Source organism: Exiguobacterium sp. E4787, assembly GCF_018618375.1.
Lineage (GTDB): Bacteria > Bacillota > Bacilli > Exiguobacteriales > Exiguobacteriaceae > Exiguobacterium > Exiguobacterium chiriqhucha.
The window spans coordinates 436,875-456,879 of record NZ_JACSLY010000002.1 but is presented as its reverse complement, the minus strand read 5'-3'; the positions used below and the strand labels follow the sequence as shown (position 1 = coordinate 456,879).

The following is a 20,005-nucleotide window of genomic DNA, read 5'->3' as shown; positions in this document are numbered from 1 at the left end:
GTGTCGCAACTTAAACGTTAGGGTGAGATTATGATTGCTGGCAAGTCCTTTTTCTTTTCAAAAATAGGAGTGCAGAGTTGTGTACGTTTCCGTTGCACACTTCTGCACTCCTATTTTGCATTACACATGACGTTGTACTGATATGTTTCAGCGTCAATTGCAAAGACTTGTAATCCATTGTATGAACCGATTTCATTCGTTACGAGCTGTACCACATTAGCATTTTCATCAAGCAATTCCATAGCAAAGTTTGATCCACCATTATGAGTAGATTTGATATCTACGAAACCATCTTCTAAAGTGAATTTACTGGAGGCCTGTTGTCCTGATCCGCTAAGAGAAAAAACTTCTTTACATTTCTCTTTAGCCGCTTGTCCAGCTGCAGCTATTTCTTCAGCAGTTGGTTCTGCAGTCTCAGCTTCCACATCTACAGTTTTAGTTTTCTCTTCTTTGACAGCGGTTGTATCAGGCTGGTTATCCTCTGATTCACCAAACATGTTACTAACAAGCAAGAAGTCAAAGAAAACACTGATGATGATGCGTGCTCCTTTATTAAATTTCTGATACTCCCACATTAATAAAAATCGTCAACTAACAAAAGAAATTTATTACAAAAAAATAATAATTTTTGTTAACATCAAAGTGATATATTCCATAAACATGATAATAAAAAGGAGAGTGTTAGAAGAGATGACTGAGAGAGTAGTGGATTCAGCAGATATAGATAGAGCAATTCCAACTTGGAGTGGTTTTGATTATCAAGGTCAAGTTTCAATATATTATGCTTTGATGAAATTAAATCGTATTGACATAAACAGTGTCGACGAATACGAGTTACAAATAGAATCTTTAGAAGATTTTAGTATTAATAAAAACGGTTTCCCAATTAGTATTCATCAAGTTAAAGCATACATGCATGATTCATCATTTTCAAAATATAAAAGGCCAATTTTTGATTTATTGGGTAAAGTGGCTAAATATCCAACTATTAATTCTTGTTACCTTCATACATTAATTCCGATTAACCTTCCTGGAGATTCTGAGTTAAAAGATCAACTTCAAAAAATAGTTCCAAATAAGAAAAAAGACCAGTTTCAAGAGTTTAGTAATTTATTATTTGAACAAGAAAAGTATGATGAAGCAAGACAAAAATTAAAATTAAATATTTTGAGAGATCAAGAATGCCAAAGTGTCATAGGAAGAACTGATATTGAAGTTCAAATTAAAAAACAAATCCAATTATTTTTAAGTCAAAAACGCGAGCTTTTGCGATTCGAATTTACTGAAACAACGGAAAACATAAACTACTTATACTTTAACTTTATTTATGAAATTAGTCTTTTAGTTGCCGCTGGACATTGTGACGGAACATCAGAAGCTAAAATACCATTCTCAAAAATTTTAGAGATTCTTAAAACTGAATACGTGTATCGATATAGTATAAAAACTGCCGCAAGTTCTTTAAAAAACTCTCTTTCGATTTACTTCGATGAATATTGCCGAAAAATGGGTTTTGATTCCGAGACACAGTGTAAAGCGTGGACAGGAAAATGGAAATGGATTCTTGAACAGAGTGATAATGATTTTTTATTATTATGCAAAAAAATTTCACCAACAACGAATATAAATGTTAGCGACTTAGAAGCATATTCTTTGAGAGAACTAGTTGTTAAAGCGGGGGTTCATAAAACTTTCTTCCCTTTAATTTTAGAAGCAGAAGGCTTTACGCTTGAAACAGAAGGACTAAAAGAAATATTCGTTTTAAATAAGGACGGCGTCTACCATTTAATTACTACTATTGCAGAAACATGGGGGGAGAATGAGGCTGTTACTCAAGGGAAGAAAATCTATCAATCATTAAAAGATGACAACGATTTAGCTGAACTACTATATGATGTCCAAGTGTTCATTAATAATGAAATAGAAGGGCATTTTGATGGCAAAATTATTGACCCAGGAGATGATTACATAGAAACAATACCTAATTTTGAGTTAAAAGAAAGTATAGTTGAACGTAAACAAATATGGTTTATGGATGTTGAAAATGCGAAGGAGACCTTTAAATCATGAGAGATATTTTACGGAAAATATTAGAGGAAAACGATTTTTTAACTAAGAATGAACCTTTCGGCATTGAAGAAGCACTTCAAGCAGATCGAACTGATAGTTTCGGTTTTGATTTTTTAACAGTTCTATTTCTAGACGAAGAGAAATTTTCAAAGGGTATCTTAAATGAATACATTGAGAGACTGTTTAAAGAATTCTCGCAGCAAGATGACCTTAAAATGGGATGGGATAAAAACCTTTCACTGCTAATAATGTTGAAAGTAGATTCAATAGATATTTCTACTAAAATTCAATCTCTTATTTTTGATATTGAAGAAGATCCATTTATGTTTAAAAAGTACATTCTTTCATACACAGACAAGCAAGAAGATATTTTTACTGAACAGTTAGGGTATTACGATGAAAATGAAGTTTTAAAATTTTTAAATCATATTTTATATGATTCAGAAAAATTTTCAATATTTAAGAGCAAGAAGGATTGTGAAGAATATCTGTTATACGATATAGTTTCGAAATTATTTATTAAGCTGCCTTATCTTAATATAATTAATCAAGATAAAGAAATCCACACATTGATGACCGAAATTGATGAGAGTTTTACTGAAGAAGAAAGAGAAATTTTGAATAAATTATTGGAGCTAAAAGATAATGGAGGAGATGATCCTGCCATTCAAAAAGTACTAGAAGTGATAGGGGTAACCGAAAATGAGTAAATTTATGATTAGAAGACTATATTTACAAAATTTCAAATCCATTGATGAAGCAATAGTTGAGTTTGATGGAAAGAACCTTAACGTTTTAGACGGTCCTAATGGATTTGGTAAAACAACAATCTATGACGCTATTCAATTATTATTAACTGGGTCCATAAGACGAGTTGAGTCAAATAAAATAGTAGTTGGAAATAAAGGATTTGAAGACCATTTATTCAGTAAAGATCAATCAAAATCAACTGAAATCACTATAGAGTTTAATAACATAGATGACAATACAACGTTAGTATTACAGCGTATTATGTCAGCTCCTGATCAAATGAACAGAAGTCAAAAAAGACCTCACAACTTTGTACACTATGCTCTATATAAATTAAATAGTTTTGACGATAAATCTGAGAAAAGACAATTAAGTAATGATGAATTAGATCAGATATTTGGTATGAAAGATATGATTGAAAAATTCAATTTATATCAGTATATCGAGCAAGAAGAAAGTACATATTTGTTTAAAAAAACAGACAAAGACAGAATGAATTTGATATCAAAACTGTTTAATATTGAAGAAGAAGTTGCTCAGAAAAGTTATCTTGAAAAGGTGAAGGGGAAACTGATTTCCCACAAAAAAATGTTAAACCGAAACCTTGAAAATATAGAAGGTAATCATAAGAAAGAGGATTTTGAAACAATCTCCAATGAGAGTGAATTTACCAGTAAGGAATTGGAATATAAGCCACTTATAGGTCCTGGAAAAGTAATAAATGTTCCTTGGGATAGAAAAGATATTCTCCCACTTGATTCAAATGTGAAGGAAGTATACATGTCTGAAATAGACACCATAAAACTTATGGTAAGTAATAAAAACGATTTTAAAAACGAATTATTTAACGAAGAGATTGAGAAGGTAATTAACGCTGAAAAGAAACTAATAGCTTTAATAGTATTAGGTCATTTCCACGTTAAATTTGAAGAACTTAAAAGTAGATATGATACTCAAGAGAAATTTAATTTAATTCTATCAAGACTAAAAGAAAAAGAATTTATTCGGAAATCAATTGATTGGAGTTTTGTATTTAAATATATGGACTTACCTTTTAATAAGACATACATTGAACAAAACATAGAATTAATTAATTCTTATAATAAAAATTCGGATCATATTTCTTCAATAGTCGCAAAAATGATTGAAACAAGAGATAGACTAGAGAACCAATATAAATCTTATAAAGATGTTAGTACCCAAGAAACTGTTGAGTGTCCACTTTGTGGTGATCCTAAAAATAGCATTGAAGAATTAACTTTTGAAATAAACAAAAGGACTGAATTACTTAAAGAATCACTAGATGCTGATTCAAAGAAACATGAAGAAATGTTTAACGATTTTTACGACAAATATATTCTAACGATTATTAAGAAAATTGAAGAATGGTTAATAGTGAACCAAATTGACTCTAAGTTTTTTAAACAATTATTAGAATATAAAAATGTGATATCAGATATAGATAAGGGCAAGAATTGGTTTATTGAAAATGGTATTAAAATTGAAAAACTTATAAATTATAATGAAGAATACGTTAATGATATTGATGCTAGAGTTAGAGCATTAAAATCAGAACTGGTTAAGAGAAGAATAGTAGTAAGTGAAGTTTGTAGGGACAATATTACTCGATTCAAAAGAATTTTTTCAGATTATTTAGTGAATGATTGGAATCTGCTAAATCAAATCTCATTTGATGCAATTAAAGAAAAAAAAGAATATATCGACTTACAATATTTTATTAAAACAAGTAAAAACTTTAAGGAATCAAAGAAGTTAGAAGGTGAAATCAAAAAAATTGATAATATAATTACAATAATTAATAGCATGTTACAAAAGTATAAAAGTAAAATTAACACACATCGTGCTAAAATGTTGAGCGACATTGAAATACCATTTTATATTTATTGTGGTAAAATAATACAAAGTCATCAACGTGGGACCGGGGTGTTTATTAAAGAGGAGAAAGAAGAATCCCCGACGGGTGAAGTTGAAATTAATTCACTTAGTTTTATTCCTCCAGTAGATACGGACCATGACATAGTTCATTCATTTAGTTCTGGTCAACTTTCATCAACTGTGATTGCCTTTACACTTGCTCTAAATAAGGTTTACGGTAATTCCGGTATTATGACATTATTAATTGATGATCCGATTCAAACAATGGATGAAATGAATATGGCGTCATTTGTAGAACTACTAAGAAACGATTTCAATGACAGACAATTGGTGATTTCTACTCATGAAGATAATGTATCGTTATACATTCGCTATAAATTTTTAAAGTACGGATTAAGTGTCGGTAATATTAACGTTAAACAAAATCTCTACTCAAAATAAACAAACAAGCAGACCGATAGCTATCGGTCTGCTTGTTTGTTTATTAGTTTAATTGCGTATAACTACTATATAATATGTTGATGTTTGAACTTGACGGAATTGAACTTGAGCATTTCCATCTGAGCGGGGACGCGACCCCGAGCCGGGAAGACATCGAAGTGTCGGAGCGTCTTGTTGATGCCGGTCATATCGTCGGCATCGCTTGTCTCGACCATGTCATCATCGGGGAGGATCATTACGTCAGCATGAAGCAACGGGGAAATATGAACGGTTGAAGGTTAGGAGGTTTTTTCCATAGGCGTTAAAGGTTTGGTATACTCTTCCTTGAGGTGTTCATATGGAAAAAATGATTTGGTTATTGATGCTGGTTGTCGCGCTCGTCGCTAGTTTCGTCCCGCTCAACCCGCTCATGCTATCACTTCTCGTATTCGCGTTATTCGTCTTCATCAGTGGGGCGCTGTTTCAACGGTTCCAACGAGAAGACCATTGGCTCGACCGGGTCTCGCCGCTCGTCGGTGTAGGCATCGGGATTGGTGCTTGGATCGCGTATGCGGCTCTATTTGTCGCCTGGTTCAATTCAACGATTGACCTTCAAGTGTGGCGAGTCATCCCGCAACTCGTCTTCATGTATGCCGGGATTTACTTGTTCGTCGTGACGACGGCGAGCTTCATGGCGGGAGCGACGCGACAAAAACCGTCGCGGTTCTTTCGCCCGGTATTGATTTTCACGGTATTCTTTTACGGAGCGATGCTTTTGCTCCCGCTCCAACCGGGTCTCTAAGTATTATTCGAACGAAGTAGGCGCATCCGTGCCTGCTTTTTGTGTTTGAAGGAGTCATCAAACACAACGTCGAACTCCGAGAGTATACGTTTACATACGACCTACGAAGAGGGAATGTGATCAATCATGAATGAAGAAACCATCTATCAGGAACTTGATTTGAAGCTTATATTGATAGACATCAAGGACGGGACGGTTCGTTTACAGGAATTAGATGAGGAGCGGGTCATCCAATCCATGCTCCATCACATTGGCTCGACGGATCCCGAACTTCGAGATCAGTTGATCTACACGTTATTCTATCGATTCATCATCGAAGACGATCACCTGACGGACGAACAACTGACTGATCTATTCAATACGACGCTCAAATACCACTTGTTCCATGGCATCGGGGAGACGGCATCGGACACCGTCTTTACGCGGGCATTCTCGACGCTGTTGATCGCCTTGATCGTGTATCAGGACCGTCAACGTGAATTTTTATCGGAAGCGGATCTCGACATGCTGAAGGCGAAGCTCCTAGCCTATCTCGATTGTGAAATCGACACGAGAGGGTATGTGCCCGGAAAAGGCTGGGCCCATTCGATTGCCCATGTGGCCGACGCGTTCGACGAGCTCGTCCTGCATCCGCACCTCGACGAGACAGAGTTCGGCGAGATGCTCGAGGCGCTGTGGGACAAGGTGATGATTCCGAGCTTATACGTGCATGACGAGGATGAACGGCTGTTAAATCCCATCTTCGCCTTGCTCGAGCGCGGGATGGACGAGCAGGAGCTCATCGTTCTGTTAGAGGATTTACCTGCCCGATTGAGTGTCCAAAAACAACAACTTGAGCCCGAGCCGTATTGGCACGTCGTCCACAATGTGAAAACGTTTCTGAAGAGCTTTTTCGTGAAATTGAGTGAAACGAATCGACCGACGCTTCAAACCGCCGTGTCTGAAACGTTGAAGCAGATGTGACGAAGTCCAAGCAGGCGCTTTCACGCGCTTGCTTTTTGATTTGCCTTTTTGTCGAAAAGAAGGCACACTAATATACGGTGAGACAGGACTGAGATGAACGTTATTGTAAATAACCTGTAATCGAATGAACGTTTTCAAACATGATTTTTCCGTTATAATAAAAAATAGTGTAACCAAGAGAGGAGCAGCACGTATGTTTCGTAGTTTTAACCGAGAAATCGGAATCGACCTTGGAACGGCAAATACGCTCGTTTATGTAAAAGGTCAAGGCATCGTTGTTCGTGAACCGTCCGTAGTGGCGTTCCGTACAGATACAGGTAGAATTGAGGCCGTGGGTAACCAGGCCAAGGATATGATTGGACGTACGCCGGGTAACGTCACGGCACGCCGTCCAATGAAAGATGGGGTTATCGCCGATTTCGAAACGACAGCGACGATGATCAAATACTTCATGGAGCAAGCGCAGAAATCGAAGAGTGGTTTGTTCTCATCGAAGACGAACGTCATGATCTGTGTGCCAAGCGGCATCACGTCAGTCGAAAAACGTGCCGTGGAAGACGCAGCCAAGCAAGCGGGCGCGCGTGAAGCGTACACGATTGAAGAACCGTTCGCGGCAGCAATCGGTGCCGGTCTCCCAGTTTGGGAACCGACAGGCTCGATGGTCGTGGATATCGGTGGCGGTACGACCGAAGTCGCAGTGATTTCACTCGGCGGCATCGTGACGAGCCAATCGATCCGTGTCGGCGGTGACGAAATGGATGACGCCATTATTCGTTACATCAAAAACAAATACAACCTCATGATCGGGGAGCGGACGTCAGAGACGCTCAAGATGGAAGTCGGTTCGGCTCGCATCGACGCTTCGAACGAAAATGAGAAAATGGAAATCCGTGGTCGCGATCTCGTGACAGGTCTTCCGAAACAAATCGAAGTATCGGCTGCTGAAGTGTGTGAAGCACTCTCGGATACGGTCGAAGCGATCCTTGCTGGCGTGAAACAAACGCTCGAGCAGACGCCACCGGAACTTGCGGCTGACGTCATGGACCGCGGCATCGTCCTCACAGGCGGTGGAGCACTCCTTAAAAACTTGGATGACGTGATTTCAGATGAGACACACATCCCGACACTCGTCGCGGATGAGCCGCTCGATTGCGTCGCCATCGGGACAGGAAAATCTCTTGAAATGATGGACGTCCTCCGTTCAAAATCAGGCATCTCGTCGCGTCGATGAGTGGTGACACACGATGAGCCGGTTCGTACGGAATAAAAAGCTCATCATCACGCTGATCGGTATCATCTTATTCGTAGTGATTTTAGGGGTTTCGATTCGAGGACGGTCGGAATCCGCTTGGTACCAAGACGTCACGCGTGATGTGGTCGGAACGTTCCAACGGGTGTTCACGGTGCCGATCGGCTGGATGGACAGTACCGTGTCCTCGATTTCGAACGTACGCGATATTTATGAAGAGAACCGTCAATTGAAACAACATTTGACGAAATACGCGGAAGTGTCGGTCGAAGCCGATGACCTGCGCCGCGAGAACGAAGAATTGCGACAAATGGTCGAGGCGGCCGATACATCGCTCCGTGACTTCGATTTGATTCCCGCCGAAGTGATCGGGCGCACGCCGAACGACTGGCAGCGCTATGTGACGATCAACGTCGGGGAAGAGCGCGGTGTCGAGAAAGGCATGGCCGTCACGGCCGCCGGCGGCATGGTCGGTCGCGTCATTCAAACGAGCGCCTACACGTCGCAAGTGCAACTCCTCTCGGACAACAACCGGACGAACAATGTCTCGGCCGTCGTCAAGGACGAGGACGGCAAAGCGACGTACGGGACGATTGACGGCTTCGACAGCGAGACGAACGAGCTCTTCTTCACGAAGGTCTCGAACAGCGTCAAGTTGAAAGAAGGCGAAATCGTGTCGACGTCAGGTCTCGGTGGCCGTTATCCGGCCGGTCTTGTCATCGGAACGGTCGAGTCGATCGAGACGGATGAATATGGCGTATCTCAAGTCGCCCGCATCAAACCAGAAGCGGACTTCAATGAGTTCTCGCAAATGTTCGTCATCAATCGAACGCTCGACGAACCGTTCTTGACGGGTCCCGAGGAAGGAGGAGCAGCGGGTGAGTAACATGAAAGTGTTCATCGCCCTGTTCCTCCTCTTTCTTATTGAAGGGACATGGGCCGCCATCTTCTCATGGCACTATGTGACGCCGTTCTTGTATTTGACATTGATCGGCTTGATGTACGTCGGTTTGTATGGTCGCTTCGAGGCGGCGTTCGGATTCGGACTCGTCTTTGGACTGTTGTATGACATCGTCTATACCGACTTGCTCGGAATTTACTTATTTACTTTTTCACTCATTCCTCTCTTAGTCAGCTTCGTGTTAAAATATATAGGTGAGAACTTCTTCTCGGTCGTCATCACGTTCACGTTCATGATTCTCGTGTTTTCCTTCGGGATCTTTAGCGTCATGACGGCGGTCGGTGGGACGACCATGACCATTCAAACACTATTAGTTGAACAGATTCCAGGGACGCTCGTCGCTAACGCTGTCGCCATCGCATTGTTATACGTGCCGATGACACGATACGTGGCGCCGCGACCTGTAGCGAAAAGAGGGTAGCCATGATGGAGCGTAAACGACATATTACGATAAAAGGACATCGCAACGGTATTGCAATCCACTTCAATCCACGGAGTGGCATCGATGAGGTGCTCGGAGAGCTTGAGGCCACGTTACAAGAAATGGAGCCGCCCTCTGGGAAGATTGCACTCAAATTGCACGCGGGTACTCGTTATTTAGACGAGGAGCTGTCACGTCAAATTCGTGAAGTCGTCGCTCGTCATGGCGTTTTTTATATCGAGGAGCTATCGAGCGAGGTCATGTTGACCGAAGAAGCGAAAGCGACCTACGGCAAAAAGACGTTCCACTACCATAGCGGGACGATTCGAAGCGGACAAGTGCTCGATTTCGATGGCTCGGTGCTCATTATCGGAGACATCAACCCGGGGTCCGAGGTTCGGGCGACGGGAAGTATCTATTGTTTAGGGACGATACGAGGAAATGTGCGTGCCGGTGTCGAAGGATGGGAGGAAGCGGTCATCACCGCCAGTCTGCTCCATCCGAAGTTTTTAGCGATTGGTGAACACGTGCTTGCGTCGGACGACGGCGAAGAGCTTCCGGAGATCGAGATGGGATGCGCATATCAGACGAATCAGGGAATTGAAATGACGCGTCTCCGTCAAGTCATGACTGGGCTGAAAGACGCATATGCAATGGAATTACAGAGAGGGTGAGTTTGATGGAGCAAGTAGTAGAGCCTGTACATACAGCGAAAGAAGTGAAGAAAGGTCGGTCCATCGTCGTGACGTCGGGGAAAGGTGGCGTCGGGAAGACGACCACGACCGCGAACCTCGGGACCGGCCTCGCATTGTCTGGTCACTCGGTCTGTCTCGTCGATACGGATATCGGTCTTCGTAACCTCGACATCATCTTAGGACTCGACAACCGCAGCATCTATAACCTCGTCGACGTCATCAACGGCCAATGCAAATTGCATCAGGCGCTCGTCCGTGACAAGCGGTTCGAAGAGATGTATCTCTTGCCTGCGGCCCAGTCGAAAGACAAGACATCGGTCCAACCGGAGCAAGTGAAAGAAATCATCGACCAGTTGAAGACAGAATATGATTTCGTGTTGATCGATTGCCCGGCAGGCATCGAGCAAGGCTTCATGAACGCCATCGCCGGCGCCGATGAGGCCGTCGTCGTGACGACGCCTGAGAAGGCGGCCGTTCAGGACGCGGACCGGATCATCGGGATGCTCGAGCAAGCGGAACATGTCGCTGCGCCGAAATTGATCGTCAACCGCGTCAAAAACCACCTCGTCGAATCAGGGGACATGCTCGACATCGATGACATCATGCGCATCTTGTCGATCGACCTGCTCGGCGTCGTCGTTGACGATGAAGAAGTCATCGCCGCCGCGAACCGCGGGGTGCCAGTCACGATGAACCCGGACAACAATGCCGGACAAGCGTACCGCAACATCACGCGCCGGATTCTTGGGGAGTCGGTGCCGCTCATGTCGATTCAGACCGAACAAAAACCGGTCGGCTTCTGGACACGACTCATGATGAAATTTGGAATGAAAAAAGCCTAAGGCAACGAAAGTTGCCTTTTTGTGTCGAAAGGAGAGACGCATATGCGATTGATCTATGAACGGACCCCGTCCATCGAACGGGCCATGCTCGTCGATGGAGAGCGTCTGCTCGAAGTCGAGGAACGCTTCATCGACCAACTGTCGATCGGGACGATTCTCGAGGCCGCGATCGAACGGATTCATCCGTCGCTCGGCGCCGCGTTTTTGACGACCGGCGAGACGACGCTCTTCTTGCCGATTGCCGAGACGCTGAAATCGCTCGAGGCGTATCCGGACGTGCCAGCCATCGGTCAGGCGGCCGTCGTCGGTGAGAAGCGACTCGTCCAAGTGACGAAAGAAGGCATCAACGGCAAACACCATAAAGTGACGGAGAACATCCGCTTCGGCGGACGACATATCGTCTACTTCCCTTATGGTCGGCGCCAGTTGTATAGCCGCAAGCTCGATTTCGTCACCCAGGACCGGTTATCGAAAGTGTTCGACCTCGAAGAGGCAGAAGGGGTGTTGTTCCGGACCGAGTCGGGGCAGGCAAGCCCTGAAGACCTTCAAGAAGAGCTCGACTTGCTCCGGACGCGTGCCATGGACGTCATCACGGCACGCGGGGGACAGGATGAGCTGTTGTGCGAACAGTTCGTGCGACGCCATGCGGTCGAATCGGTCGTGTTGAATGACAAGGAAGCGCAGGACCGGTTGACGCGGCTCGAGGTCAACGTCGAACGTCACATCGGCAAAGGCCGGATGAAAGAAGCGGTCCGGCTCGACGGGGCAATCGAGAAGCTGGGCCAGCGTGTCGTCTGGCTCGAAGGCGGTTCGTACGTCTTGATTGAACAAGTCGAGACGATGACCGTCATCGATGTCAACAGCGGCAAGAACGTCGCTGTCAAAGACAAGGGTCGCGCCGCCGACACGATTAACGAGGCCGCGCTCTACGCCGTCATGGAACAGCTCCGGTTACGCAATATCGGCGGTATGGTCGTCATCGACTTCTTGAGGGGGTCAAAGGATGGACAAGCCCGGCTCTTGAAGAAGATGAAAGAGCTCGGTGCCCGCGATCCTCGCCGTGTCGAAGTGTACGGCTTCACGCGCATGGGTTTGTTCGAGCTGTCGCGAGAACGGACCGGACGTTCGATGCAAGACCGGATGACCTATAACGGTAACCCGTCGAAGCTTGCCGTCTTCTCGCAGCTGGAGCGGACGCTGATGGAGCTCGCGCCTCAAGCCGAGGGTGTCGTCGTGACACTCCCGAGCAAGTGGCATGACGCGTCGTGGGACGGTTTTGACTGCACGGTCTTGCTCGTCGACGGAGAACCGGATGTGGCGTTCTATGGGACACTCGAGGAATGTCAGAATTTCGTATCTCGTCATTGACAACGATTGAACGAGAGTGGTATTATCTATAACGTTAGTTCGTTTGGAAGCACCCAAATGGCTACAACCGCACAGAACGGGTTGAAATGGTTTCGCCCTGCCCTGGATGGCGAGTCTGAGTTTAATAAGGAGGTGCACGTATATGTACGCAATCATCAAAACTGGTGGTAAGCAAATCAAAGTTGAAGCAGGTCAAGAGATCTACATCGAAAAACTCGATGCTGATGTCGAGGGTACTGTAGAATTCGGTGAAGTTCTTTTCGTTGGTGGTGACGATGTTAAAGTCGGAGCTCCACTCGTAGAGGGCGCTAAAGTCGTAGCAACTGTCGTTAAACACGGTCGCGCGAAGAAGATCACTGTCTTCAAAATGAAAGCTAAGAAAAACTACCGTCGTAAGCAAGGTCACCGTCAGCCTTACACGAAAGTTCGCATCGAGAAAATCGAAGCGTAAGCTATGATTCGAGTAATGGTCAGACGAGACGAGACGAAGTCGATTCGTTCCGTTGAAGTGACAGGTCACGCCAACTTTGCTGAACCCGGTTCTGATTTGGTCTGTGCCGGCGTTTCTGCCATCATCTTTGGGGCATACAACGCTGTCGAGGTACTTGCCGGTCAATCGCTTCTTGTAGAAATGGCAGACAAAACAGAGGGTGGCTACTTTTATGTCGAGACATATCCTGACGTATCACCGGAGGACATGACTCGCACCCAACTGTTATTAGAAGGGATGCTCGTGCAACTAGACACGATCGCCCATAGTTACGGTGATTATATCCAAATTGAACAATAGGAGGTGGACCTCATGTTACAATTGAACCTTCAGTTCTTCGCATCGAAAAAGGGAGTAGGATCGACTAAAAACGGTCGTGACTCGATTTCGAAACGCCTCGGCGCTAAACGCGCTGACGGACAGACTGTTTCAGCTGGATCGATTCTCTACCGTCAACGCGGTACGAAAATTCACCCAGGTGAAAACGTCGGCCGTGGTGGCGACGACACATTGTTTGCAAAAGTTGACGGCGTAGTACGCTTCGAGCGTCTTGGTCGCGACAAGAAACAAGTGAGCGTTTACCCAGTTGCGTAAGTAGAACCACGCAGAAGACTCTAGCCACTTATTTGGTTAGAGTCTTTTTTACTAGTTTTACTAGGAGAGGATTGCATGAACTCACAAGCAGCACTGAAACTATTATCGACCGTCCGTCACGAATGGATGAATCGGCTTCAGATGATCTCCTTGTACGTGGCGCTCGAGCCTGAAAAACTTGAGGAGCTGTACGAGCGATATCGTCAGCACGCCGACGAGGAGAGTGCGCTCATTCGCTTGGACATGCCGACGACGAGTCTCGTCCTCATGCAAGCGAACTGGGAAGGGCGGTTGACCTATAAGGTATCGGCCGACCGCGTGTCACTAGACGATGCGCGCGTGGCGGACAAGCTTGTCCGTCTTCTGTCAGGAACGGATGGACCGATTCATGTGACGTTCACGGACGGACTGATGGTCCGCGTCTTCGGTCATGTACCGGACGACGTGTTCACGTCAGATGAAGTGTACGAGCAAACAGTAGAATGTTCTACGTTCGTTATAAAGGAGGGGAATTAAATGTTTGTCGATCAGGTTAATATTTTTGTAAAAGCTGGAGACGGCGGTAAAGGGATGGTTGCATTCCGCCGCGAGAAGTATGTTCCAGACGGTGGACCAGCAGGAGGAGACGGAGGTCACGGTGGTGACGTCGTCTTTGAAGTAGAAGAGGGATTACGTACACTCGTTGATTTCCGATTCTCGAAAAAGTTCATCGCCCATGACGGTGAAAAAGGGATGTCGAAAGGCATGCACGGACGAAAAGCGAAGCCGCTCGTCGTCAAAGTCCCACCAGGTACGATCGTGTTCGATGCACAAACAGATACGGTCATCGCCGACCTTACCGAGCACGGCCAACGGGCCACGATCGCCAAAGGTGGACGTGGGGGCCGCGGGAACTGTCGTTTTGCGACGCCATCTAACCCGGCACCAGAGATTGCCGAGAACGGGGAGCCAGGTCAAGAGCGTGAATTGCGCCTTGAGTTGAAATTGCTCGCTGACGTCGGTCTTGTCGGATTCCCGTCAGTCGGGAAATCGACGCTCTTGTCAGTCGTCTCGTCGGCACGCCCGAAAATCGGCGCGTACCACTTCACGACGATCACACCGAACCTCGGTGTCGTCAAGACGGCAGACGACCGTGACTTCGTCATGGCCGACCTTCCTGGACTCATCGAAGGGGCGAGCCAAGGCGTCGGCCTCGGTCACCAATTCTTGCGTCACATCGAGCGGACGAAAGTCATCGTTCACATGATCGATATGAGCGGCATGGAAGGGCGCGACCCGTTCGAAGACTACACGACGATCAACCGCGAGCTCGAGTCGTACAACTTACGTCTCCTCGAGCGTCCGCAAATCGTTGTCGCCAACAAGATGGACATGCCGGATGCGCCGGAATTACTTGAAGAATTCCAGAAGAAAATCGGAGACGACGTCAAAGTCTTCCCGATCTCGGCACTCGCCAAAGAAGGACTTCGCAACCTGCTCATCGAAGTAGCTAATCTTGTAGACTCGACACCTGAGTTCCCACTCGAAGAGCTCGAAGAGAAGACGGCCACACCACGTGTCGTTTATCGTTACGAGAAGGAAGAGAAGGGGTATCAGATTCATATTGATGAATACGAACGCTTCGTGATCACAGGGCCTCGTATCGAGAAGCTCTTCAAGATGACGAACTTCGATCACGACGAATCCATCAAGCGCTTTGCGCGTCAAATGCGTCAAATGGGCGTCGATGACGACCTTCGCAAATTAGGTGCCGAAGACGGTAGCGTCGTCGCCATCTTGGACTTTGAATTCGAATTCGTCGAATAATCTTTTTAATTAGGAAATGGAGTGTGAAGTAAACGTGGACCCTGTGCCCTCGTCTAGTTTAATTCTTTATGTAGTTTTAGTTATGTTGTCAGCTTTCTTCTCTTCTGCCGAGACCGCGCTTTCGAGTGTGAACCGTGTCCGGATGATTCGTATGTCGGAAGATGGGGACAAGGGCGCCAAGCGCGTCCTTCACCTCGTCGACCGCTTCGACGATACGCTCTCGACGATTCTCGTCGGGAACAACATCGTCAACATCGGGGCAGCGACCGTCTCGACAGCCATCGCCACGAGTATTTACTCGGGCGGGACTGGCCTCGTCATCTCGACGTTCGTGACGACCGTCATCATCTTGATCTTCGGTGAGATTTTACCTAAGTCGCTCGCGAAAGAGTTCGCCGAGAAGTATTCGCTTCTCATCAGCGGCATCTTGCTGTTCCTCGTCAAAATCTTGAAACCGGTGACGATGATTTTCACTGGCTTGAAGAAGTTGGTACTCCGGATGATCGGGATGAACGAAAAAGAACCGTCGGTGACGGAAGAAGAGTTGAAAGTGCTCGTTGATATGGGAGAAGAAGAAGGGGTGCTCGGCGAGACCGAAGCGGAACTCGTGCATAGCGCCTTCGCCTTCAACGACATCACTGTCGACGATGTGTTGACGCCGCGGATTGATATCCTCGCCGTCGACATCGACGATACGCTCGAAGAAATCAAAGACACGATCTTTAGCGGTGGGCATTCTCGTCTACCGGTATATAAAGACTCGATTGACAACGTCATCGGGGTGTTGTCAGAACGTGATTTCCTTCGTTCGATGATGCGGGATGAAGTGACGGACGTTCGTTCGCTCATTCGTCCGCTCACATACGTATCACCGCAGACAAAATTAATTGAACTGCTCCCAGTCCTTCAGCAAAAACAATCGCACATGGCGATCGTCCTCGACGAGTTCGGTGGGACGGCCGGCCTCATCACACTCGAAGACATGCTCGAGGAGCTCGTCGGAGACATTTGGGATGAGCACGATGAGTCGATCGTCTATCTCAAACGACTCCGTGACGGGGTCTACGAGTGTATGGCCGACATGGATGTCGATGAATTTGCGGATGAGATGGGAATTAAAGAACCTGAAGTAGATGCCAACACGATGGGTGGTTGGATCGTCGAACTGTTAGGAGACATTCCAGAGAAAGGTGCGCGTGTCACGTATGAAGACATGACGTTCACCGTTCTCCACGTCGAAAAGCGTCGGATTCGCAAATTGCTCGTCGAAACGGGTCAATCCGAAGCGGCGGAACAAGCGTAAACGAACAAAGGAGGGATCGCCAACCGGCGGTCCCTCCTTTTGTTTATACAGTATGATGGCGCTCGACGCGTTCGAGCAACTCGTAAGGGCGTACTTTATAGATGGCGTGCGGCATATACGTCGGGTCGATCGCATCAAGCAGGCGCATCTGGAAATGATCGCGCTTGATATAGTCGCCGACGTTCGAGGCGTCGACCTTGAAGAAGCCGACTTCTTGCGTCTCGCCTTCTTGCGGTTGCAGGTCGCCCGAGACATAGCGGGCGCGGAACGTGACACAGAGTACGCGCGAGGACACGTTTTGATAGATGCCGGTGATCCCATCGACCTCGATGTCAATCCCGGTCTCTTCTTTTACTTCGCGATGCACGGCGTCGACAATCGACTCATGTTCCTCGACTTGTCCACCCGGCATCTCATACGTATCGTTCCGGTGCGTGTTCTGAACGAGGAGCACCTCGCCGTCGGCGTTCGTGACGTAAGCCGTCACGGAGACGATGGTGCGCGGCGGTGTGTAGTGACCGGTCGGCATCATGAACTCCTCGCTCGACTTGATATATAAATCTTTGCCGAGACGGGCCCGCTTCTTCATCGCCTCGCGGCGGAGGCTGCTTGAGCGGTAATCGCGTTCGACTTGTTCGTAATGCTCGCGGTCACGGTATTCCCACAGGGCCATGACCTCGCTCTTGTCATCGGTCACCCAACGACCGACGAGACGGGCGCCGTGCGATACCTGAATCGGATACAGGTATGTATGGAAAAACTCGGTGAATTCATCTAAGCGTTCAGGACGGATGGTGTACGTTTTTCGACGATGGAACATGGTAATTCCTCCTTTGAAGGTGGCTTTCACGATTCCGAGAAAAAAACGCTTTCCTCACTGTTCTTTATTCGGTACCGGATCCGTTTTTCCCTCTATTCAAAAAAAGTCAGCTCGAGCCGATCGGCTCAGGCTGACTTTTTAAATAGGTGCGGATTCGCGCGAAGATAACGAATGAGCATGAACAGTCCGATGCCGGCAATCAGGTACGGCAGGAAACCGTGAGTGATGTCACCGATATGACGCCAGTTCTCACCAAGCATCATCCCGAGCTTGATAAATAGGAATGACCAGACACCGAAGGCGATGATGGTCACCGTCACAAACTTTTTGAATGACAGTTTCATGACGCCGGCACTGATGGCGAACAGTTGACGCCAGACGACGCTCAGGCAGACGATCCACGCCCCGTACGTCTCGAACCACGTCTCGGCGCGTTGTTGCTTCATCTCGCTGATACGAAACGAGCGATAGAGCCGGAGCGCGACGGGCCGACCGCCATAACGGCCAATCCAATAGAGAACGATTTGACTGAGGACGAACGCCGACCACGCGAGGAGGAAAACGAATAGGAACGATGTATCGAGGGAGCCGATCAAGTGGCCCCCGTAAGCGAGCACGAGCTCGTTCGGGATGAATTGGATGAAGATGCCGAGCGGGACGCTAAAGACGCCGCAGCCGAGCAGGATTTGTTCGAGGAAATGCCAGATGACGACTCCCTCCTTTCCAAATTTTGTACGGTCTTCGTTCCATCCATCAGTATAACGGACATCGGCCGAAAGCAAAAGAAAAGATGTCACGTATTTGTGACATCTTAGTCGAGCTCGGAGACGAGGACGCCGAGCCGCTCGAGTTCCGAGACGGCGGCATCGATCGCGTCTTCGCTATCGGCTTCGAGCGTATGGATATGCAAGCCACCCGTCAAATGCGACAGCGGGGCGGCCTGGTTCGCCTCGACCCGTTCGAGGAAAGCACGGACGTCGCGACGGCTCTTCACCATCAACTGGCCCGTCAACGAACCGTACACCGGGTGATCGATGATGACGTCCCGAATCGTGACGCCTTCGTCGACGATGGCGTTCATTTCGGCTTCCATGTCCTCGGCCTCGTGACGACAGACGATTTTACGGGTGTAGGCGGACGGTGACGACTCGCCTAGTAGATAGACGTAGCCGCGGGCCGTCGCGACGATTTGATGGCCTTTTGCCTTCAAGAGCGACAAGTCTTGGACGACGACTTGCCGACTGACGGAGACGAGCCGGGCGAGCTCGGAGCCGGTGATCGGCTCCTTGCTCTGTTCAATCAATTCCAATAAGGTGCGCCGGCGTTCTTCACCGGCTAAGCGTTTGTTCATAGGATCCTACTCTCCTTGCTAAAGTGACGATGGCTTCGGCGAGCGCCATCGTGGCTTCGATGGTCGTGTCTTCGCCGAAGGAAATGCGGACGAGGCCGTGGCAGGCGCTCGTCTCATAGCCGAGTGACTCGAGCATCCGGTTCGGTCCGTTCTGGCCGGCCCGACAGGCCGAGCCTGCGGAGACTTGGAAGCCGAGCCCGTCAAGTTCGGTCATCCACCATTGTCCGTCCCGCTGATTCGACACGAACGAGAAGATGGCGGGACTCTGCTGGTCGAACTCGAGCCAGTCCACGTAAGACGATGTCTTCTCTTTCAAGATAGCACGAAATACAAGGAAATTTCTTTCATGACGTGTCCGTGCCTCGTGCCGGTCGGTGAACGCCTTGACGAACGCGCAGATGCCGGGGACGTCGATTGTGCCGGGACGGATTCCGTACTGGTGGTGCCCCGGATAGTAGGGCGGCGGCAACAGCCGTTCCATATAGAGCCCGCCGACGCCTTTTGGCCCGCCGACCTTATGGGCGCTGAACGAATAGGCGTCAATCCCGTCGACCGAGACAGGAATCTTGCCGAGCGCCTGGACGCCGTCGATGTGGAGCAACACTTTCTTATATTTCAATTGGCAGAGGATGTTGTGGAGCGGCAGCGTCCATCCGGTATCGGAGTTGACGTGCTGGAACGTCACGAGCCCGATATCACGGTCGAGCAGACGCGTGAACGTCTCTTGGTCGAAGCGACCGTCTTTCAGTTTCAGGCGATGGACGGTCACGCCTTCCGCTTCCCATTCGTCGAGAAGGAGGGCGACCGAGTCGTGCTCTTGCCACGACGTGATGACTTCACTGCCTTTCATGCGTTTACGGAGACTCGTTAGCGCAATATAGTTGCTCTCCGAACCGCTCCCGGTGAAGAGCAGCTTCCCGCGGAGCATGTCGAGCCCGAGAGCCTGCTTCACCAAACGCCTTGCCTCGGTCAAGTAATCTTCGGCCATATATCCGTGCGTGTGGAGGGAAGACGGATTACCGTATACGCTCCGCGCCATGGCGACGTAATGGTCGAGGGCGGATTTTGTCATCGGGTGCGTCGCCGCATAATCAAAGTAACGGTTCATCGTAAAGTTCCCCTTTTCTTATGTTGTCTTCTTCACAAAATTATGCGAAACTAGTTTACAAGTCAACATTACATATGAAAAACAGGTGATATACAT

At 47.3% G+C, this 20,005-nt stretch carries 23 protein-coding genes and 1 other annotated feature; of the genes, 18 read left to right on the top strand and 5 right to left on the bottom strand.

All coding sequences use genetic code 11. From position 1 onward, the window contains the following. Nucleotides 1-110: 110 nt before the first annotated feature. Nucleotides 111-575, bottom strand: a complete 465-nt coding sequence (locus KNP80_RS04850; protein ID WP_214833892.1) for a hypothetical protein — start codon at nt 573-575, stop codon at nt 111-113. A 103-nt stretch (nt 576-678) separates the two neighbouring features. Between KNP80_RS04850 and KNP80_RS04845 the strand changes: the two genes are divergently transcribed. The 18 genes from KNP80_RS04845 to KNP80_RS04760 all read left to right on the top strand — a co-directional run bounded on the left by KNP80_RS04845 (nt 679) and on the right by KNP80_RS04760 (nt 16,630). Beyond that, on the top strand, nt 679-2,070 hold the full coding sequence (locus KNP80_RS04845; protein ID WP_214833888.1) for an ABC-three component system protein: 1,392 nt from the start codon (nt 679-681) through the stop codon (nt 2,068-2,070). Then, the gene (locus tag KNP80_RS04840; protein ID WP_214833883.1) at nt 2,067-2,780 is read left to right on the top strand and encodes an ABC-three component system middle component 1; all 714 of its coding nucleotides are present in this window, start codon (nt 2,067-2,069) and stop codon (nt 2,778-2,780) included. The genes KNP80_RS04845 and KNP80_RS04840 overlap by 4 nt, the downstream gene beginning before the upstream one ends. Continuing rightward, nucleotides 2,773-5,157, top strand: a complete 2,385-nt coding sequence (locus tag KNP80_RS04835) for an AAA family ATPase (RefSeq protein WP_214833880.1) — start codon at nt 2,773-2,775, stop codon at nt 5,155-5,157. Before KNP80_RS04840 ends, KNP80_RS04835 begins: the two co-directional genes overlap by 8 nt. A gap of 74 nt (nt 5,158-5,231) precedes the next feature. Then, the gene (locus KNP80_RS04830) at nt 5,232-5,432 is read left to right on the top strand and encodes a JAB domain-containing protein (protein ID WP_214833877.1); all 201 of its coding nucleotides are present in this window, start codon (nt 5,232-5,234) and stop codon (nt 5,430-5,432) included. A 62-nt stretch (nt 5,433-5,494) separates the two neighbouring features. Next, nucleotides 5,495-5,938 carry a hypothetical protein gene (locus tag KNP80_RS04825; RefSeq protein WP_251132327.1) on the top strand — a complete coding sequence of 148 codons (444 nt, stop codon included), beginning with the start codon at nt 5,495-5,497 and terminating at the stop codon, nt 5,936-5,938. Between the two features lie 126 nt (nt 5,939-6,064). Then, complete coding sequence (locus KNP80_RS04820) at nt 6,065-6,901, top strand: DUF2785 domain-containing protein (RefSeq protein ID WP_214833874.1); 837 nt, start codon at nt 6,065-6,067, stop codon at nt 6,899-6,901. Between the two features lie 193 nt (nt 6,902-7,094). Then, nucleotides 7,095-8,132 (top strand): rod shape-determining protein, encoded by a 1,038-nt coding sequence (locus KNP80_RS04815; protein ID WP_021066877.1) that lies wholly within the window; start codon nt 7,095-7,097, stop codon nt 8,130-8,132. A 13-nt stretch (nt 8,133-8,145) separates the two neighbouring features. Continuing rightward, nucleotides 8,146-9,036: a rod shape-determining protein MreC gene (gene mreC, locus KNP80_RS04810; protein WP_021066878.1), complete on the top strand. Its 891-nt coding sequence runs from the start codon at nt 8,146-8,148 to the stop codon at nt 9,034-9,036. Between the two features lies 1 nt (nt 9,037). Then, nucleotides 9,038-9,532 (top strand): rod shape-determining protein MreD, encoded by a 495-nt coding sequence (gene mreD / locus KNP80_RS04805; RefSeq protein ID WP_052013683.1) that lies wholly within the window; start codon nt 9,038-9,040, stop codon nt 9,530-9,532. A gap of 5 nt (nt 9,533-9,537) precedes the next feature. Continuing rightward, the gene (locus tag KNP80_RS04800; RefSeq protein ID WP_021066880.1) at nt 9,538-10,206 is read left to right on the top strand and encodes a septum site-determining protein MinC; all 669 of its coding nucleotides are present in this window, start codon (nt 9,538-9,540) and stop codon (nt 10,204-10,206) included. Nucleotides 10,207-10,211: 5 nt separating this feature from the next. Continuing rightward, nucleotides 10,212-11,069: a septum site-determining protein MinD gene (gene minD, locus KNP80_RS04795; RefSeq protein ID WP_021066881.1), complete on the top strand. Its 858-nt coding sequence runs from the start codon at nt 10,212-10,214 to the stop codon at nt 11,067-11,069. Nucleotides 11,070-11,111: 42 nt separating this feature from the next. Next, entirely contained in the window at nt 11,112-12,437 is a 1,326-nt protein-coding gene (locus KNP80_RS04790; protein ID WP_214833871.1) for a ribonuclease E/G, read from the top strand. A 55-nt stretch (nt 12,438-12,492) separates the two neighbouring features. Further along, nucleotides 12,493-12,564, top strand: a sequence feature (ribosomal protein L21 leader region). 15 nt (nt 12,565-12,579) lie between these two features. Then, nucleotides 12,580-12,888: a 50S ribosomal protein L21 gene (rplU, locus tag KNP80_RS04785; RefSeq protein WP_016508528.1), complete on the top strand. Its 309-nt coding sequence runs from the start codon at nt 12,580-12,582 to the stop codon at nt 12,886-12,888. 3 nt (nt 12,889-12,891) lie between these two features. Further along, nucleotides 12,892-13,227, top strand: a complete 336-nt coding sequence (locus KNP80_RS04780) for a ribosomal-processing cysteine protease Prp (protein ID WP_031200131.1) — start codon at nt 12,892-12,894, stop codon at nt 13,225-13,227. A gap of 12 nt (nt 13,228-13,239) precedes the next feature. Continuing rightward, the gene (gene rpmA / locus KNP80_RS04775) at nt 13,240-13,521 is read left to right on the top strand and encodes a 50S ribosomal protein L27 (protein WP_016508537.1); all 282 of its coding nucleotides are present in this window, start codon (nt 13,240-13,242) and stop codon (nt 13,519-13,521) included. Between the two features lie 75 nt (nt 13,522-13,596). After that, nucleotides 13,597-14,037, top strand: coding sequence for a Spo0B domain-containing protein (locus KNP80_RS04770; protein ID WP_214833868.1), 441 nt, complete (start codon nt 13,597-13,599; stop codon nt 14,035-14,037). Beyond that, nucleotides 14,038-15,327, top strand: coding sequence for a GTPase ObgE (gene obgE / locus KNP80_RS04765; protein ID WP_021066885.1), 1,290 nt, complete (start codon nt 14,038-14,040; stop codon nt 15,325-15,327). 16 nt (nt 15,328-15,343) lie between these two features. After that, the gene (locus tag KNP80_RS04760) at nt 15,344-16,630 is read left to right on the top strand and encodes a hemolysin family protein (protein WP_285801582.1); all 1,287 of its coding nucleotides are present in this window, start codon (nt 15,344-15,346) and stop codon (nt 16,628-16,630) included. Between the two features lie 43 nt (nt 16,631-16,673). Here the strand turns inward: KNP80_RS04760 and KNP80_RS04755 are convergent, their stop codons facing one another. The 4 genes from KNP80_RS04755 to KNP80_RS04740 all read right to left on the bottom strand — a co-directional run bounded on the left by KNP80_RS04755 (nt 16,674) and on the right by KNP80_RS04740 (nt 19,909). After that, the gene (locus tag KNP80_RS04755; protein ID WP_214833862.1) at nt 16,674-17,450 is read right to left on the bottom strand and encodes an NUDIX domain-containing protein; all 777 of its coding nucleotides are present in this window, start codon (nt 17,448-17,450) and stop codon (nt 16,674-16,676) included. Nucleotides 17,451-17,575: 125 nt separating this feature from the next. Then, on the bottom strand, nt 17,576-18,247 hold the full coding sequence (locus KNP80_RS04750; protein ID WP_353047968.1) for a DedA family protein: 672 nt from the start codon (nt 18,245-18,247) through the stop codon (nt 17,576-17,578). Between the two features lie 14 nt (nt 18,248-18,261). Next, a complete protein-coding gene (locus KNP80_RS04745) occupies nt 18,262-18,801 on the bottom strand; it encodes a transcription repressor NadR (RefSeq protein ID WP_214833859.1) in 540 nt (179 codons plus the stop codon). Beyond that, nucleotides 18,779-19,909, bottom strand: a complete 1,131-nt coding sequence (locus tag KNP80_RS04740; protein WP_214833856.1) for a cysteine desulfurase family protein — start codon at nt 19,907-19,909, stop codon at nt 18,779-18,781. The genes KNP80_RS04745 and KNP80_RS04740 overlap by 23 nt, the downstream gene beginning before the upstream one ends. Between the last annotated feature and the right edge of the window lie 96 nt (nt 19,910-20,005).

Coding starts and splice junctions, on each gene's coding strand:
- KNP80_RS04770 (WP_214833868.1), top strand. CDS start 13,597: ATGAACTCACAAGCAGCACTGAAACTATTATCGACCGTCCGTCACGAA.
- KNP80_RS04840 (WP_214833883.1), top strand. CDS start 2,067: ATGAGAGATATTTTACGGAAAATATTAGAGGAAAACGATTTTTTAACT.
- KNP80_RS04780 (WP_031200131.1), top strand. CDS start 12,892: ATGATTCGAGTAATGGTCAGACGAGACGAGACGAAGTCGATTCGTTCC.
- KNP80_RS04850 (WP_214833892.1), bottom strand. CDS start 575: ATGTGGGAGTATCAGAAATTTAATAAAGGAGCACGCATCATCATCAGT.
- KNP80_RS04800 (WP_021066880.1), top strand. CDS start 9,538: ATGGAGCGTAAACGACATATTACGATAAAAGGACATCGCAACGGTATT.
- mreD (WP_052013683.1), top strand. CDS start 9,038: ATGAAAGTGTTCATCGCCCTGTTCCTCCTCTTTCTTATTGAAGGGACA.
- rpmA (WP_016508537.1), top strand. CDS start 13,240: ATGTTACAATTGAACCTTCAGTTCTTCGCATCGAAAAAGGGAGTAGGA.
- obgE (WP_021066885.1), top strand. CDS start 14,038: ATGTTTGTCGATCAGGTTAATATTTTTGTAAAAGCTGGAGACGGCGGT.
- minD (WP_021066881.1), top strand. CDS start 10,212: ATGGAGCAAGTAGTAGAGCCTGTACATACAGCGAAAGAAGTGAAGAAA.
- KNP80_RS04790 (WP_214833871.1), top strand. CDS start 11,112: ATGCGATTGATCTATGAACGGACCCCGTCCATCGAACGGGCCATGCTC.
- KNP80_RS04815 (WP_021066877.1), top strand. CDS start 7,095: ATGTTTCGTAGTTTTAACCGAGAAATCGGAATCGACCTTGGAACGGCA.
- KNP80_RS04740 (WP_214833856.1), bottom strand. CDS start 19,909: ATGAACCGTTACTTTGATTATGCGGCGACGCACCCGATGACAAAATCC.
- KNP80_RS04760 (WP_285801582.1), top strand. CDS start 15,344: ATGGAGTGTGAAGTAAACGTGGACCCTGTGCCCTCGTCTAGTTTAATT.
- KNP80_RS04825 (WP_251132327.1), top strand. CDS start 5,495: ATGGAAAAAATGATTTGGTTATTGATGCTGGTTGTCGCGCTCGTCGCT.
- mreC (WP_021066878.1), top strand. CDS start 8,146: ATGAGCCGGTTCGTACGGAATAAAAAGCTCATCATCACGCTGATCGGT.
- KNP80_RS04830 (WP_214833877.1), top strand. CDS start 5,232: ATGTTGATGTTTGAACTTGACGGAATTGAACTTGAGCATTTCCATCTG.
- KNP80_RS04755 (WP_214833862.1), bottom strand. CDS start 17,450: ATGTTCCATCGTCGAAAAACGTACACCATCCGTCCTGAACGCTTAGAT.
- rplU (WP_016508528.1), top strand. CDS start 12,580: ATGTACGCAATCATCAAAACTGGTGGTAAGCAAATCAAAGTTGAAGCA.
- KNP80_RS04835 (WP_214833880.1), top strand. CDS start 2,773: ATGAGTAAATTTATGATTAGAAGACTATATTTACAAAATTTCAAATCC.
- KNP80_RS04745 (WP_214833859.1), bottom strand. CDS start 18,801: ATGAACAAACGCTTAGCCGGTGAAGAACGCCGGCGCACCTTATTGGAA.
- KNP80_RS04820 (WP_214833874.1), top strand. CDS start 6,065: ATGAATGAAGAAACCATCTATCAGGAACTTGATTTGAAGCTTATATTG.